Genomic DNA, 15,874 nt, shown 5'->3' with positions numbered 1-15,874 from the left:
CATTAAAGCATTTTTCGGCTTGGGGCGTCATTCACGCCACTCAAACAAGTCGACCGAATGCACGATGGCCGGCGGCAATCAGGCGGTATGACAGGCAAAGTTTTGGGGAGTTTTATGAGAAAGGGATTTTTCAGGCGCAAAACCGACACCCTGCTGGGCGTCGACATCAATGACACGGGCATCAAGCTGATAGAACTGGGCCATTCGGCCGCGGGTTACCGGGTGCAGGGCTACAGCACCCAGGTGTTGCCGCCGAATGCGATGGTCGATGGCACCTTGCTGGACCTTGAAGAGGCAGGGCGGGCCTTGCACCTGGCGTTATCCCGGCTGCGTACGTCTGCTCGGCAGGCGGCCGTCGCTGTAGCGGGCCCTTCGGTCATCACGCGGGTCATCGACATGGAGGCCGGGCTCAGTGATGAAGAGATGGTCTGGAAGATCCAGATGGAAGCCGATCAGTACATTCCTTACCCGCTGGATGATGTAGCCATCGATTTTCAGGTGCGCGGCCCCTCGGCCCAGGATCCGGCCCGGGTCGAGGTTTTACTGGCTGCCTGCCTGAGGGAGCAGGTCGAGGCGCGCACTGCGGTTTTGGCCCTGGCGGGGCTCGTGACACGGGTGGTGGATGTCGAAGGGTTTGCATTGGAGCGCGCTTGCAGTCAGGATTTCGCCAGCTTCACGCCGGGTCATCAAGTCGATGGCACACAATGGGCCGTGGATGCCCACGGGATGGGAATTGCTTGCGGGTTGGCCCTGAGGAGTTTCGCTTGATGACAAGAATCAACCTTTTGCCCTGGCGCCAAGCCCTGGCGGACCGGCGTCGCAAATACTTTCTGATGTTTTTGCTGGCGTTCGCCTGTGCGGCCTTCGCGGCGTTATGGCTGGCGGACCAGGTGATTGACCAGGCCATCGACCGGCAGGGCGCACGCAATAACCACCTGAGCAAAGAAGTGACCGTCGTCGATTCGCGCATCAAGACCATCGGCGACTTACAGGAGCAAAGCCAGCAACTGGCCGCGCGCATGAAAGTCGTGCAGGACCTGCATGATGCCCGCTCTTCCAGCGCGCAGATGTTTGATCAACTGGCCCGCGCGGTGCCCGAGGGTGTCCATCTGCATGAAGTGGTGGCGAACGGCGACACCATCAGTGTCAGCGGCAGTGCCGAGTCCAGCCAGGACATTGCTCAGCTGATGCGCCGCCTGGAAGCCTCGCAAGGCACCCACGCCACTCGGCTTCAGCATGTGCGGGCAGAGGGCGAGCGTGGCGGTAACGAATTCCAATTGATGGTGCGCCAGGGGGAATCCACCGAGGCTCAGCCTTGAGCCTGCCCAGGCTCGACTTTTCCACGTTCTCTCACAACGCTTCGAAATGGCCCTTGCCGGGCAAGCTTCTGCTGGGCTGTGCGCTGGCAGGCTTGGTGCTGGTGGTGGGCGATAGCGTTTATTTGAGCCCGTCACGCGAGCGTTTGCACGAGTGGGAGGCGCAGGAAAAGGTCTTACAACAGCTGCTCGAGCAGAAGGTCGATCTGGCCACCCGCCTTGAGGGCAGCGCCCACCCGGCTCAGGTGATGCAGGAAAAAACCGATGGGGCCTTAGGGCAGTTGTCTGGCGCACCGGACATGCCAGCCCTGCTGGATGAAATTGCGCGGCTGGTGGCTGCCAACGGCGTGGTGGTTGAAGGTGTCACGGTGCTGGACGAGCAAACTCGGCCGTTTTACATCGAGGAGCCGGTGCAGGTCGATGTGGTTGGGGCTTACCACGACCTGGCTACCTTCGTGAGTGCGTTGGGCGGCTTGTCTCGGATCGTTACCGTGCATGACATCACGCTTCGTTCCGAAGGGTCGTTGCTGCGCCTTGGCATGTTGGTGAAGACCTACCGGAGCACGTCGCTGCGCGGCGAACCTGACTCGGTTTTCGAGTCGAGGCCGGCATTTGTCTACGACGCATTTTCCCTGCGTGACCCGTTCCAGCCGGTCGCATTGCAGGTTAATCACCTGCCCGGACGCCCGGTGCTGGCGCCTGACCTTGCCCGGGTCCGCGGCGCCCTGGAAAAGGTCGCCATCGACCAGTTCGAGATGGTCGGTACGCTGTCCCGTGGGGAGCAGAGCTTTGCGCTGTTGCGTGTGGCCTCCACGGTGCACCGGCTGGCCGTTGGCGACTACCTGGGGCCGAACCACGGCAAGGTCACGGCCATTCATGACGGCTACATCGAACTGGCGGAGCTGTTCCCCGATAAACAGGGCGCGTGGCTGGAGCGCCCGCGAACCCTCGTGTTGAAACTCAACTCATAACGGAATCAAACAATGAAATGGACTTTCTCGTCCTTCGGTGTGGCGCTATGGATAGCGTTCACGGCACCGACGGCATTCGCTGTACCCACTCGTGTGGACCTGATCCAGCTGCCGCCGCCTGGCAGCGCGGCGCCAGGCACCTACCACGGCGCCAAGCTGAACCTCAACTTCCAGAACATCGATGTACGTGCGGTATTGCAGCAGATTGCCGATGTCGCCGGGCTCAACCTGGTTGCCAGCGATGAAGTACAAGGCTCCATCACCTTGCGGCTCAAGGGCGTGCCCTGGGACCAGGCGCTGGACCTGGTATTGCAGACCAAGGGGCTGGATAAGCGGGTGAAGGCCGGCGTTTTGCTGGTGGCACCTGCCGATGAGCTGGCTGCGCGTGAATTGCTCACGCTGGAATCGCGCAGGCAGATGGCTGAGCTGGCGCCTTTGCGCCGGGAGCTGTTGCAGGTCAACTACGCCAAGGCGGCGGACCTGGCCAAGCTGTTCCAGTCGGTGACAGGCCTTGAAGGCGCCGGCGATGAGCGCGGTTCCGTGGCAGTGGATGACCGCACCAATAACATCATTGCCTACCAGACTGGCGAGCGCCTCGAAGAGCTGCGCCGGATTGTGGCGCAGCTGGACGTCCCGGTGCGCCAAGTGATGATCGAGGCACGGATCGTCGAGGCCAATGTTGATTACGACAAAAGCCTCGGCGTGCGCTGGGGAGGGCGACTCAACCGTGCCAATTGGGGCGCTGGAGGCATCAGCAAACCCTTGGCCGCCGGTGCCGAGCCGCCGCAGAACCCTGTCAGTTCGCCATTTGTCGACATGGGAGCGCTCACCGGTACATCGGGCTTGGGCATCGCCTATATCACCAACAACCTGTTGCTGGACCTTGAACTGACGGCCATGGAGAAAACCGGCAACGGCGAAATCGTCTCACAGCCCAAGGTGGTCACTTCCGACAAGGAAACGGCACGGATCCTCAAGGGCACCGAGATTCCCTATCAGGAATCCAGCTCCAGTGGCGCCACCTCAGTGTCGTTCAAGGAAGCTTCGCTATCGCTGGAGGTGACCCCGCAAATCACCCCTGATGGCTGGGTGATCATGGAGGTCAAGGTCACCAAGGATGAGCCCGACTATCTGAACAAGCTCAACGACGTGCCGCCGATCAAGAAAAACGAAGTCAACGCCAAGGTGCTGGTCAAGGATGGCGAGACCATCGTCATCGGTGGCGTTTTCTCCAACACCCAAAGCAAAGTGGTAGATAAAGTGCCATTTTTAAGCGATGTGCCGTATCTTGGCCGCCTTTTCCGGCGCGATGTGATGGCGGAAAGAAAATCCGAGCTGCTGGTATTCCTGACTCCGCGTATTATGAATAACCAGGCGATTGCTGTGAGTCGTTGATTCTGTGCGAAATTTGATTCTTGTAGGACCGATGGGGGCTGGAAAAAGCACCATCGGCCGTTTGCTGGCCAAAGAGCTGCGCCTGCCATTCAAAGATTCCGACAAGGAAATTGAATTGCGCACGGGCGCCAATATCCCATGGATCTTCGATAAGGAAGGCGAACTGGGCTTTCGCGACCGCGAGCAGGCGATGATTGCCGAGCTGTGCGGTTGCGACGGCTTGGTATTGGCCACCGGCGGCGGCGCTGTCATGCGCGATGAAAACCGCCGGGCGCTGCATGCCGGTGGGCGCGTGGTCTACCTGCATGCGTCAGTCGAGCAGCAAGTGGGTCGCACCGCCCGCGACCGGAATCGCCCATTGTTGCGCACCGCTGACCCGGCAAAAACCCTGCGGGATTTGCTGGCGCTGCGCGATCCGCTGTATCGGGAAATTGCCGATCTGGTGGTGGAAACCGATGAGCGGCCGCCGCGAATGGTCGTTCTCGACATTCTCGAGCGTTTACAGCAGCTGCCACCCCGTTAAAGCCAGACCCGAAATGCGCTATTCTCGGCGGCGCGCTAACAGCCTTCGAGGTGTGGCGTAGAGCCATCAGGCAGCGTCAGATCCGAGCGTTGCCGATCGTATATCCATCTTCACGCGGGGACACATGCAGACACTTAAGGTCGATCTAGGCGAGCGCAGCTACCCAATCCATATTGGCGAGGGTTTGTTGGACCTGCCCGAGTTGCTCGCCCCGCATATTGCCGGTCGGCAAGTGGCGATCATCTCCAATGAAACGGTCGCGCCGCTGTATCTTGAGCGCCTGAGCCGCAGCCTTGAGGCGTACTCGGTGATTTCGGTGATCCTGCCTGACGGCGAGGCCCACAAGAACTGGGAAACCCTGCAACTGATCTTTGATGGCCTGCTGACTGCGCGTCATGACCGCCGGACCACGGTAGTCGCCCTGGGCGGCGGTGTGATCGGCGACATGGCCGGATTTGCGGCGGCCTGCTACCAGCGCGGCGTGGACTTTATCCAGGTGCCGACCACCTTGTTGTCCCAGGTCGATTCGTCGGTAGGCGGCAAAACCGGCATCAACCACCCGCTGGGCAAGAACATGGTGGGTGCGTTCTATCAGCCCCAGGCCGTGCTGATCGACACCGCGACGCTGAACACGCTGCCACCGCGCGAGCTGTCGGCGGGCCTGGCGGAAGTCATCAAGTACGGGCTGATCTGCGACGAGCCGTTCCTGACCTGGCTTGAGGAGCATATGGACGCCCTGCGCGCTCTGGATCAAGTGGCACTTACCGAGGCGATTTCCCGCTCCTGCGCCGCCAAGGCGCTGGTGGTGAATGCCGACGAGCGGGAGTCCGGCGTACGCGCCACCTTGAACCTGGGTCACACCTTCGGCCATGCGATCGAAACGCACATGGGCTATGGTGTGTGGTTGCATGGGGAAGCCGTAGCGGCTGGCACAGTGATGGCGTTGGAGATGTCGCAACGTCTGGGCTGGATCAGTGCCCAGGAGCGGGATCGGGGTATTGACCTGTTCCAGCGCGCCGGTTTGCCGGTTGTTCCTCCTGAGGAGATGACCGAGGCGGATTTCCTCGAACATATGGCAATAGACAAGAAAGTGATCGACGGTCGCCTACGACTGGTGCTGCTGCGCCACATGGGCGAAGCGGTAGTGACCGACGATTATCCGAAAGAGATTTTACAGGCCACGCTGGGAGCGGATTACCGCGCCCTGGCCCAGCTTAAAGGTTAATAAGATCCCGATGACTAGTTTGCATGCCGACGAGGCGTTCCTCGGCCATTACCAGTTAAGCCACGACCCTTTTGCTCCGCGGGTACCTGGCTTCAAATTTTTCCCTGCCCAGCGCAAGCCGGTGCTTGGCCAGTTGCACCATCTGGCGCGCTACAGCCAGCTGTTGCTGGTGGTCACCGGGCCGTTGGGCAGCGGCAAGACCCTGCTGCGCCAGGCACTGGTCGCCAGCACCAACAAGCAATCGGTACAGAGCGTGGTGGTGTCGGCCCGCGGTGCCGGTGACGCGGCGGGCGTATTGCGCCAAGTGGCCCAGGCGCTGAACGTATCCAATGCCGAGCCGAACGCGATCCTCAAGCAAGTGGTGCAGCTGGGCCTGACCGGCCAGGAAGTCTATCTGCTGGTGGACGACGCCGAGCAGCTCGACGAATCCGCCCTGGAAGCGCTGTTGGCGCTGGCTGCGGGTACGCCTGAAGGCCGCCCGCACGTGTTCCTGTTTGGCGAGTCGTCGTTGATCGCCGATCTGGAACAGATCAGCGGTGATCAGGAGCTGTTTCACGTCATCGAATTGCAGCCGTACGAAGAGGAAGAAACCCGCGAATACCTGGCGCAACGCCTTGAGGGCGCCGGGGCCGGTATCGAACTTTTCTCCGCTGCGCAGATCTCTGATATTCACGAAAGCTCCGACGGCTGGCCTGGCACCATCAACCAGGTTGCCCGGGATGCCTTGATCGAAGCCATGATTGCAAGCCGCTCTGCGGTTAAGCGTCCAAAGATGGGGTTTACTATGCCTAAGAAGCACGTATTGGCTATTTCCGCCGTTGTCGTGGTCGCTGTAGCCGCCGCCTGGTTGATCCCGGGCCGTAGCAAGGCGCCCGCCACCGCCGGCGCGCCAACCGAACAGGCGCAGTTGCCACTGGGCAAGCCCACACCAAACGTCGAATTCGCCAACTCCGGCCAACCGACCAACCTGCCGATGGTTGGCCAGCCGGTAATGCGTGGCCCGCTCGCCGAAGAAGCCGGTGGCATTTCCGAAGGCGACGACGGTGTGCCGGTGGAGGGCTCCAGCGCCACGCCGCCGACCGTAACCACTACCGCGCCGCCTGCGGGCGTGCCAGCCGGTCAGCCGGCAGCGCCGGTTGCCAAGCCGACCCCTGCACCGACTGTCGCCACCGCCAAGCCAGCGCCAGCGCCGGTGACCAAGCCTGTTGCACCGGCGCCAGCCGCCAAGCCAGCGCCGGCACCGGCTGCCAAGCCTGCCGAGAAACCTGCGGCGACCGTCGCCAAGGCAGGCGGCGCCGGCAGCAGTTGGTACACCAGCCAGCCAACCGGCAACTTCGTGGTGCAGATCCTCGGCACCAGCTCCGAAGCCAACGCTCAGGCGTTCGTGAAAGAGCAGGGCGGTGAGTACCGTTATTTCAAGAAAGTGCTCAACGGCAAGCCTCTCTACGTGATCACCTACGGCAACTTCTCCAGCCGTGCAGCAGCGGAATCCGCTATCAAGGCCTTGCCAGCGAAGGTTCAGGCTGGTAAACCTTGGCCTCGCACTGTCGCCAGCGTCCAACAGGAACTGGCAACAACTCGCTGAAGATTCGGCGGCCTTACCCAGGCCGCCTCTCCCGGCACCTCAAAAAACTACAGAAGCGTGCAGCCCTGAAGGCCGCGCGCTTTGTGGTGTCTGCGCCCGTTGCTTTTGAGTCGTAGCGGTCAAAATTAAAAAAGTTTTGACTAGCACAGCATATCGTTTTAAACCTTTCATAAATGCGACATAGATTTGCGACATTTCGTCGTTAAATTTGTGAGCGTTCGTGTCGGTGTGTACAATGACCTCCCTTTTGCCCCCGCTAAGCCGGCGTACGTTCGGCGTGGAAGGTAACCGGTTGAATTGAAAAGAAATTTGCCTCGTTATAAGAGGCAGCCTGGTGAGAAAGTGTCTATGAAAGCAGGTCTGTACCAACCCGATGAATTCAAGGATAACTGCGGTTTCGGCCTGATAGCCCACATGCAGGGCGAGCCCAGTCATACCCTTTTGCAAACGGCCATCGAGGCCCTGACCTGCATGACCCACCGCGGTGGGATCAACGCCGACGGCAAGACCGGTGACGGTTGCGGCTTGCTGATTCAAAAGCCCGACCAGTTCCTGCGCGCTGTCGCAAAAGCGCAATTTGCGGTCGACCTGCCCAAGCAGTACGCCGTGGGCATGGTGTTTTTCAACCAGGACCCGGTTAAAGCCGAAGCCGCTCGCGAAAACATGAACCGCGAAATCCTGGCTGCCGGCCTGCAGCTCGTCGGCTGGCGCAAAGTGCCAATCGACACCAGCGTGCTCGGCCGTCTGGCCCTGGAGCGCCTGCCTCAGATCGAACAAGTGTTCATCGCAGGCGAAGGCCTGAGCGACCAGGACATGGCGATCAAGCTGTTCACCTCGCGTCGTCGTTCGTCGGTGGCCAACGCTGCCGACACCGACCACTACATCTGCAGCTTTTCGCACAAGACCATCATTTATAAAGGCCTGATGATGCCGGCGGACTTGACCGCCTTCTATCCAGACCTGAGCGATGAGCGCCTGCAAACCGCGATCTGCGTGTTCCACCAGCGCTTCTCCACCAACACCCTGCCGAAATGGCCGCTGGCTCAGCCATTCCGCTTCCTCGCCCACAACGGCGAGATCAACACCATCACCGGCAACCGCAACTGGGCCGTGGCCCGTCGCACCAAGTTTGCCAACGATTTGATGGACCTCGAAGAGCTCGGCCCGCTGGTCAATCGCGTGGGTTCGGACTCCTCGAGCATGGACAACATGCTCGAACTGATGGTCACCGGCGGCATCGACCTGTTCCGTGGCGTGCGCATGATCATTCCGCCAGCGTGGCAGAACGTCGAAACCATGGACCCGGACCTGCGTGCGTTCTACGAGTACAACTCGATGCACATGGAGCCGTGGGACGGCCCGGCGGGCGTGGTCATGACCGACGGCCGCTACGCGGTGTGCCTGCTCGACCGTAACGGTCTGCGCCCGGCGCGTTGGGTCACCACCACCAACGGTTTCATCACCCTGGCGTCGGAAATCGGCGTGTGGGACTACAAGCCTGAAGACGTGATCGCCAAAGGCCGCGTCGGCCCTGGCCAGATCCTGGCCGTGGACACCGAAACCGGGCAGATCCTCGACACCGACGCCATCGACAACCGCTTGAAGTCGCGTCACCCGTACAAGCAATGGCTGCGCAAGAACGCCCTGCGCATCCAGGCGACCATGGAAGACAACGACCACGGTTCGGCTTTCTACGACGTCGACCAGCTCAAGCAGTACATGAAGATGTATCAGGTCACGTTCGAAGAGCGCGACCAGGTGCTGCGCCCGCTCGGCGAACAAGGCTACGAGGCCGTCGGCTCCATGGGCGATGACACGCCAATGGCCGTGCTGTCCCAGCGCGTGCGCACGCCGTACGACTATTTCCGCCAGCAGTTCGCCCAGGTGACCAACCCGCCGATCGACCCGCTGCGCGAAGCCATCGTGATGTCGCTGGAAGTCTGCCTCGGTGCCGAGCGCAACATCTTCCAGGAATCGCCTGAGCACGCCTCGCGTGTGATCCTCAGCTCGCCGGTGGTGTCTCCGGCCAAGTGGCGTTCGTTGATGACCCTGGAACGCCCAGGCTTCGACCGCCAGATCATCGACCTGAACTACGACGAGAGCCTCGGCCTTGAAGCTGCAGTGCGTAACGTCGCCGATCAGGCCGAAGAAGCCGTGCGCGCTGGTCGTACCCAGATCGTGCTGACCGACCGTCACATCGCGCCGGGCAAGCTGCCGATCCACGCCTCGTTGGCGACCGGTGCGGTGCACCACCGTCTGACCGAAAAAGGCCTGCGTTGCGACTCCAACATCCTGGTTGAAACCGCCACCGCCCGTGACCCGCACCACTTTGCGGTGTTGATCGGTTTCGGCGCGTCGGCGGTGTACCCGTTCCTGGCGTACGAAGTGCTCGGTGACCTGATCCGCACTGGTGAAGTGCTGGGCGACCTCTACGAGGTGTTCAAGAACTACCGCAAAGGCATCACCAAGGGCCTGCTGAAGATCCTGTCGAAGATGGGCATCTCCACCGTCACGTCCTACCGCGGCGCGCAGCTGTTCGAAGCCATCGGCCTGTCCGAAGAAGTCTGCGAGCTGAGCTTCCGTGGCGTGCCGAGCCGCATCAAGGGTGCGCGTTTCGTCGACATCGAAGCCGAGCAGAAAGCCCTGGCAGCCGAAGCCTGGAGCGCGCGCAAGCCGATCCAGCAAGGCGGCCTGCTCAAGTTCGTGCACGGTGGCGAATACCACGCCTACAACCCGGACGTGGTCAGCACCCTGCAAGCCGCCGTGCAGCAGGGCGACTACGCCAAGTTCAAGGAATACACCGCGCTGGTGGATAACCGCCCGGTGTCGATGATCCGCGATTTGTTCAAGGTGAAAACCCTGGACACGCCGCTGGCCATCAACGAGATCGAGCCGCTGGAATCGATCCTCAAGCGTTTCGACTCCGCCGGTATTTCCCTGGGCGCCTTGTCGCCTGAGGCTCACGAAGCCCTGGCCGAAGCCATGAACCGCCTGGGTGCGCGTTCCAACTCCGGCGAAGGCGGTGAAGACCCGGCGCGCTACGGCACCATCAAGAGCTCGAAAATCAAGCAGGTCGCGACCGGCCGTTTCGGTGTCACCCCGGAATACCTGGTCAACGCCGAAGTGCTGCAGATCAAAGTCGCCCAGGGCGCCAAGCCGGGTGAAGGCGGGCAACTGCCCGGCGGCAAGGTCAACGGCCTGATCGCCAAGTTGCGTTATGCGGTGCCGGGCGTGACCCTGATTTCGCCGCCGCCGCACCACGACATCTACTCGATTGAAGACTTGTCGCAGCTGATTTTCGACCTGAAACAAGTCAACCCGCAGGCGTTGGTCTCGGTGAAACTGGTCGCGGAAGCCGGCGTGGGCACCATTGCCGCTGGCGTGGCCAAAGCCTATGCCGACCTGATCACCATCTCCGGCTACGACGGCGGCACCGGCGCATCCCCGCTGACCTCCATCAAGTACGCCGGTGCGCCGTGGGAACTGGGCCTGGCGGAAACTCACCAGACCCTGCGCGGCAACGACCTGCGCGGCAAAGTGCGCGTGCAGACCGACGGCGGCCTGAAAACCGGCCTCGACGTGATCAAGGCGGCGATCCTCGGCGCCGAAAGCTTCGGCTTCGGTACCGCGCCAATGATCGCCCTGGGTTGCAAATACCTGCGCATCTGCCACCTGAACAACTGCGCCACCGGCGTGGCGACTCAGAACGAGAAGCTGCGCAAGGATCACTACATCGGCACCGTCGACATGGTGGTGAATTTCTTCACCTATGTCGCCGAAGAAACCCGTGAGTGGCTGGCCAAGCTGGGCGTGCGCTCCCTCGAAGAACTGATCGGGCGTACCGACCTGCTCGACATCCTCGAAGGCCAGACCGCCAAGCAACAACACCTGGACCTGACGCCGCTGCTGGGCAGCGATCACATCCCGGCAGACAAGCCGCAATTCTGCCAGGTGGACCGCAACCCGCCGTTCGACAAAGGCCTGCTGGCCGAGAAGATGGTCGACATGGCCAGCTCCTCGATTAACGACGCCAGCGGTGGCGAATTCGCCCTGGATATCTGCAACTGCGACCGTTCCATCGGCGCACGCATCTCCGGCGAAATCGCGCGCAAGCACGGCAACCAGGGCATGGCCAAGGCGCCGATCACCTTCCGCTTCAAGGGCACTGCGGGCCAGAGCTTCGGCGTGTGGAACGCCGGCGGCCTGCACATGTACCTGGAAGGTGACGCCAACGACTACGTGGGCAAGGGCATGACCGGCGGCAAGCTGGTGATCGTTCCGCCAATCGGCAGCGTCTACAAGACTCAAGACAGTGCCATCATCGGCAACACCTGCCTGTACGGCGCAACCGGCGGCAAGCTGTTTGCAGCCGGTACGGCCGGTGAGCGTTTCGCGGTGCGTAACTCCGGTGCCCACACCGTGGTGGAAGGCACGGGCGATCACTGCTGCGAGTACATGACCGGTGGTTTTGTCGCGGTGCTGGGCAAGACTGGCTACAACTTCGGCTCGGGCATGACTGGCGGTTTCGCCTACGTGCTCGACCAGGACAACACCTTCGTCGACAAGGTCAACCACGAGTTGGTCGAGATCCAGCGGATCAGCGGCGAAGCGATGGAATCCTATCGCAACCACTTGCAGCATGTGCTGGACGAATATGTCGAGGAAACCAACAGCGAATGGGGTCGTAACCTCGCTGAAAACCTCGATGACTACCTGCGTCGTTTCTGGCTGGTCAAACCCAAGGCTGCCAACCTGAAATCGTTGCTTTCCAGCATCCGTGCCAACCCGCAGTGATATGCGCCTGAAGAGTTTGATGAGGTTTTAACATGGCTGAACGTCTGAATAACGACTTCCAGTTCATCGATGTCGGGCGCAAAGATCCGAAGAAGAAACTGTTGCGTCAACGCAAGAAAGAGTTCGTGGAAATCTACGAACCCTTCAAACCCCAGCACTCGGCCGACCAGGCCCACCGCTGCCTGGGTTGCGGTAACCCGTATTGCGAATGGAAGTGCCCGGTGCACAACTTCATTCCCAATTGGCTGAAGCTTGTGGCCGAGGGCAACATCCTCGCCGCCGCCGAGCTGTCGCACCAGACCAACACCCTGCCGGAAGTGTGCGGCCGGGTGTGCCCGCAGGATCGTCTGTGCGAGGGTGCCTGCACCCTTAACGACGGCTTTGGCGCGGTGACCATCGGTTCGGTGGAGAAGTACATCACCGACACCGCGTTCGCCATGGGCTGGCGCCCGGACATGTCCAAGGTCAAACCGACCGGCAAGCGCGTCGCGATCATCGGCGCGGGCCCGGCGGGCCTGGGCTGCGCCGACGTGCTGGTGCGTGGTGGCGTGACCCCGGTGGTGTTCGACAAGAACCCGGAAATCGGTGGCCTGCTGACCTTCGGTATTCCCGAGTTCAAGCTGGAAAAAACCGTACTGAGCAACCGTCGTGAAGTGTTCACTGGCATGGGTATCGAGTTCCGTCTCAATACCGAAATCGGCAAAGACATCACCATGGAGCAACTGCTCGCCGAATACGATGCGGTGTTCATGGGCATGGGCACCTACACCTACATGAAAGGCGGCTTTGCCGGTGAGGACCTGCCGGGCGTGTATGACGCGCTCGACTTCCTGATCGCCAACGTCAACCGCAACCTGGGCTTTGAAAAGTCGCCGGAAGATTTCGTCGACATGAAAGGCAAGAAGGTTGTGGTACTGGGCGGTGGCGACACCGCGATGGACTGCAACCGTACCTCGATCCGCCAGGGCGCCAAGTCGGTGACCTGTGCGTACCGCCGTGACGAAGCCAACATGCCCGGCTCGCGCAAAGAGGTGAAGAACGCCAAGGAAGAGGGCGTGAAATTCCTCTACAACCGCCAGCCGATCGCCATTGTCGGCGAGGACCGTGTTGAAGGCGTGAAAGTGGTCGAGACCCGTCTCGGCGAGCCGGACGCCCGTGGCCGTCGCAGCCCCGAGCCGATCCCGGGTTCCGAAGAGATCATCCCGGCCGACGCCGTGGTCATCGCCTTCGGTTTCCGCCCAAGCCCGGCGCCGTGGTTCGAGCAGTTCGAAATCCAGACCGACAGCCAGGGCCGCGTTGTGGCACCGGAACAAGGCCAGTACAAGCACCAGACCAGCAACCCGAAAATTTTCGCCGGTGGCGATATGGTGCGCGGTTCTGACCTGGTGGTAACCGCGATCTTCGAAGGGCGCAATGCCGCTGAAGGGATCCTGGATTACCTGCAAGTCTGACCCCTGATCCCAGGTTGAAATGGGATCAAAATGTGGGAGGGGGCTTGCCCCCGATAGCGGTGGTTCAGTGACAAAGACTGAAACTGACACACTGCAATCGGGGGCAAGCCCCCTCCCACATTGGTTTTGCAGCGCTTCCATGTCCGCGACAAATTGACCCGATAGACAAAAGGCACGGCTCACTCCGTGCCTTTTGCGTCGCGCTCTGAGAAAATGCCCGCACTTTTTTTGCGGATGCCGACATGACTGCCCTCAAGAACGACCGTTTCCTTCGTGCCCTGCTCAAGCAACCCGTAGACGTCACGCCCGTGTGGATGATGCGTCAAGCCGGTCGCTACCTGCCGGAATACCGCGCCAGTCGCGCCCACGCCGGCGACTTCATGAGCCTGTGCATGAACCCGGAGTTCGCCTGCGAAGTCACGATGCAGCCGCTGGACCGCTACCCACAACTGGACGCGGCCATTCTGTTCTCCGACATCCTGACCATCCCTGACGCCATGGGCCAAGGCCTGTACTTTGAAACCGGCGAAGGCCCGCGTTTCAAAAAAGTCGTCAGCACCCTGGCCGACATCGAAGCCCTGCCGATCCCCGATCCGCACAAAGACCTGGGCTACGTGATGGACGCGGTCAGCACCATCCGCCGCGAGCTCAATGGCCGTGTGCCGCTGATTGGCTTCTCTGGCAGCCCGTGGACCCTGGCCACCTACATGGTCGAAGGCGGCTCGTCGAAAGACTTCCGCAAGACCAAAGCCATGCTCTACGACAACCCACAGGCCATGCACCTGTTGCTGGATAAACTGGCGCAGTCGGTTACCGCCTACCTCAACGGCCAGATCATGGCCGGCGCGCAAGCGGTACAGATTTTCGATACCTGGGGTGGCAACCTGTCGGCGGCGGCGTATCAGGAATTCTCCCTGGCCTACATGCGCAAGATCGTCAGCGGCCTGATCCGCGAACACGAAGGCCGCAAAGTGCCGGTCATCCTGTTCACCAAAGGCGGCGGCCTGTGGCTGGAAAGCATCGCCGACGCGGGCGCCGATGCGCTGGGCCTGGACTGGACCTGCGACATCGGTGAAGCCCGTCGTCGCGTTGGCAACCAAGTCGCGCTGCAAGGCAACATGGACCCGACCGTGCTCTACGCCAAGCCTGAAGCGATCCGCACCGAAGTCGGCCGCATCCTGGCCAGCTACGGCAAGGGCACCGGGCATGTGTTCAACCTCGGCCATGGCATCACCCCGGAAGTGAATCCGGAGCACGCCGGCGCGTTCTTGCGTGCGGTGCACGAGTTGTCCGCCCAGTATCACGAATAAACGCAAAACCAATGTGGGAGGGGGCTTGCCCCCTCCCACATTAAAAGCCAGAAATCCTCAGGCTTTCACATGGCCCAGCGGTGGCAGCTTCGCCAGCTTCAGCGCCACCAGCAGCGCGCCAATCAACAGCGCCACGATAAACCCGCCAATCCCGTTCCACCCGGCAAAGTGCCAGAAGAACCCGCCCGCCGTCCCCGCAATGCTTGAGCCCACGTAGTAGCAAAACAGGTACAGCGACGACGCCTGCCCCTTGGCCTTGACCGCGCGCCGGCCGATCCAGCTGCTGGCCACCGAGTGCGCGCCGAAGAAGCCGAACGTAAAGATCAGCATGCCCGGCACCACCAGCCACAGCGGGGTGAACAGGGTCAGCAACATGCCCGAAAGCATCAACACGATTGTGCCCCACAGCACGCGCCGCCGGCCGAGGCGGTCGGCCAGCGAGCCGATTTTCGCCGAGCTGTAGATGCCCGACAGGTACACCAGCGACAGCAGGCCGACCACGGCCTGGCTCAACGCGTAAGGCGACGCCAGCAGGCGATAGCCGATGTAGTTGAACATCGTCACGAACGCGCCCATCAGCAGGAAGGCTTCGAGAAAAAGCCAGGGCAGGCCGGCATCCTTGAAATGCATCACAAAGCCGTCTACCAGGCTGCGCGGCTTGAGGCTGCTGGCGCGGAAGTTGCGCGACTCGGGGAGGATCTTCCAGAACACCGTGGCAGCGATCAACGCCAGGGCGCCGATGATCAGCGTGGCGGTGTGCCAACTGACGAAGTCGATCAGCACGCCCATGATCAGGCGCCCGCTCATGCCGCCAATCGCGTTGCCGCCGATGTACAAGCCCATGGCCAGGCCGATGTGTTGCGGGTGGATCTCTTCGCTCAGGTAAGTCATCGCGACGGCTGCCAGGCCGCTCAGAGACAGACCGACCAGCGCACGCATCAGCAGGATGCCTTCCCAGGACGGCATCAGGCCGCTGGCGATGGTGGCCAGGGCGGCGCAAAACAGCGCGGCGACCATCACCGGTTTGCGCCCGAGGGTGTCGGAAATCGGCCCGGTGATCAGCAGGCCAAATGCGAGCATGGCGGTGGCGACTGACAGGATCAGGCTGCTCTGCGCCGCGTTGATGGAAAACTCGTGGGACAGCGCGGGCATCATCGGTTGCACGCAATACAGCAGGGCAAAGGTGGCAAACCCACCGGAGAACAGCGCCAGCACGGTGCGCATGAACATTGGCGTGCCTTTTTCGATGAACTGCTCGTTGAGCTGGGCCACCACCTCATCCAGGGCGGTAGGCGGCACTTCTT

Annotated in this window: 10 protein-coding genes and 1 pseudogene; 10 read left to right on the top strand and 1 reads right to left on the bottom strand. The window is 61.5% G+C overall.

The features are described from left to right. Positions 1-114: 114 nt before the first annotated feature. From pilM to hemE, 10 genes and pseudogenes are all read left to right on the top strand, one after another. Positions 115-768: a type IV pilus assembly protein PilM gene (gene pilM, locus ACP7B3_RS16755; protein ID WP_145159979.1), complete on the top strand. Its 654-nt coding sequence runs from the start codon at positions 115-117 to the stop codon at positions 766-768. Further along, positions 768-1,319 (top strand): PilN domain-containing protein, encoded by a 552-nt coding sequence (locus ACP7B3_RS16750; protein ID WP_106577526.1) that lies wholly within the window; start codon positions 768-770, stop codon positions 1,317-1,319. Before pilM ends, ACP7B3_RS16750 begins: the two co-directional genes overlap by 1 nt. After that, positions 1,316-2,287 (top strand): pilus assembly protein PilP, encoded by a 972-nt coding sequence (locus ACP7B3_RS16745; RefSeq protein ID WP_426179739.1) that lies wholly within the window; start codon positions 1,316-1,318, stop codon positions 2,285-2,287. Before ACP7B3_RS16750 ends, ACP7B3_RS16745 begins: the two co-directional genes overlap by 4 nt. Before the next feature lie 141 nt (positions 2,288-2,428). Continuing rightward, a pseudogene (locus ACP7B3_RS16740) lies at positions 2,429-3,682 on the top strand (type IV pilus secretin PilQ); the annotation flags it as partial. Positions 3,683-3,686: 4 nt separating this feature from the next. After that, positions 3,687-4,205, top strand: a complete 519-nt coding sequence (gene aroK, locus ACP7B3_RS16735) for a shikimate kinase AroK (protein ID WP_145159987.1) — start codon at positions 3,687-3,689, stop codon at positions 4,203-4,205. Between the two features lie 124 nt (positions 4,206-4,329). Further along, on the top strand, positions 4,330-5,430 hold the full coding sequence (gene aroB, locus ACP7B3_RS16730) for a 3-dehydroquinate synthase (protein ID WP_426179737.1): 1,101 nt from the start codon (positions 4,330-4,332) through the stop codon (positions 5,428-5,430). A gap of 10 nt (positions 5,431-5,440) precedes the next feature. Further along, positions 5,441-7,015 (top strand): SPOR domain-containing protein, encoded by a 1,575-nt coding sequence (locus tag ACP7B3_RS16725; protein ID WP_404486495.1) that lies wholly within the window; start codon positions 5,441-5,443, stop codon positions 7,013-7,015. 348 nt (positions 7,016-7,363) lie between these two features. After that, positions 7,364-11,809 (top strand): glutamate synthase large subunit, encoded by a 4,446-nt coding sequence (gltB, locus tag ACP7B3_RS16720; protein WP_426179734.1) that lies wholly within the window; start codon positions 7,364-7,366, stop codon positions 11,807-11,809. A 32-nt stretch (positions 11,810-11,841) separates the two neighbouring features. Then, positions 11,842-13,260, top strand: a complete 1,419-nt coding sequence (locus tag ACP7B3_RS16715; RefSeq protein WP_003171228.1) for an FAD-dependent oxidoreductase — start codon at positions 11,842-11,844, stop codon at positions 13,258-13,260. A gap of 242 nt (positions 13,261-13,502) precedes the next feature. Continuing rightward, positions 13,503-14,570 carry a uroporphyrinogen decarboxylase gene (gene hemE / locus ACP7B3_RS16710; RefSeq protein WP_106577532.1) on the top strand — a complete coding sequence of 356 codons (1,068 nt, stop codon included), beginning with the start codon at positions 13,503-13,505 and terminating at the stop codon, positions 14,568-14,570. Positions 14,571-14,627: 57 nt separating this feature from the next. Here hemE and ACP7B3_RS16705 read toward each other — a convergent pair whose 3' ends face one another. Beyond that, a complete protein-coding gene (locus ACP7B3_RS16705; protein ID WP_426179941.1) occupies positions 14,628-15,869 on the bottom strand; it encodes an MFS transporter in 1,242 nt (413 codons plus the stop codon). Positions 15,870-15,874 lie beyond the last annotated feature (5 nt).

Source organism: Pseudomonas sp. TWRC1-2, from assembly GCF_049896685.1.
In the GTDB taxonomy this organism is placed as follows: Bacteria; Pseudomonadota; Gammaproteobacteria; order Pseudomonadales; family Pseudomonadaceae; genus Aquipseudomonas.
This window is presented reverse-complemented; position numbering and strand designations above follow the sequence as displayed.

Excerpts from the sequence above, each read along its gene's own strand:
- pilM (WP_145159979.1), top strand. The coding sequence starts at position 115 with ATGAGAAAGGGATTTTTCAGGCGCAAAACCGACACCCTGCTGGGCGTC.
- ACP7B3_RS16750 (WP_106577526.1), top strand. The coding sequence starts at position 768 with ATGACAAGAATCAACCTTTTGCCCTGGCGCCAAGCCCTGGCGGACCGG.
- aroB (WP_426179737.1), top strand. The coding sequence starts at position 4,330 with ATGCAGACACTTAAGGTCGATCTAGGCGAGCGCAGCTACCCAATCCAT.
- ACP7B3_RS16725 (WP_404486495.1), top strand. The coding sequence starts at position 5,441 with ATGACTAGTTTGCATGCCGACGAGGCGTTCCTCGGCCATTACCAGTTA.
- gltB (WP_426179734.1), top strand. The coding sequence starts at position 7,364 with ATGAAAGCAGGTCTGTACCAACCCGATGAATTCAAGGATAACTGCGGT.
- ACP7B3_RS16715 (WP_003171228.1), top strand. The coding sequence starts at position 11,842 with ATGGCTGAACGTCTGAATAACGACTTCCAGTTCATCGATGTCGGGCGC.
- hemE (WP_106577532.1), top strand. The coding sequence starts at position 13,503 with ATGACTGCCCTCAAGAACGACCGTTTCCTTCGTGCCCTGCTCAAGCAA.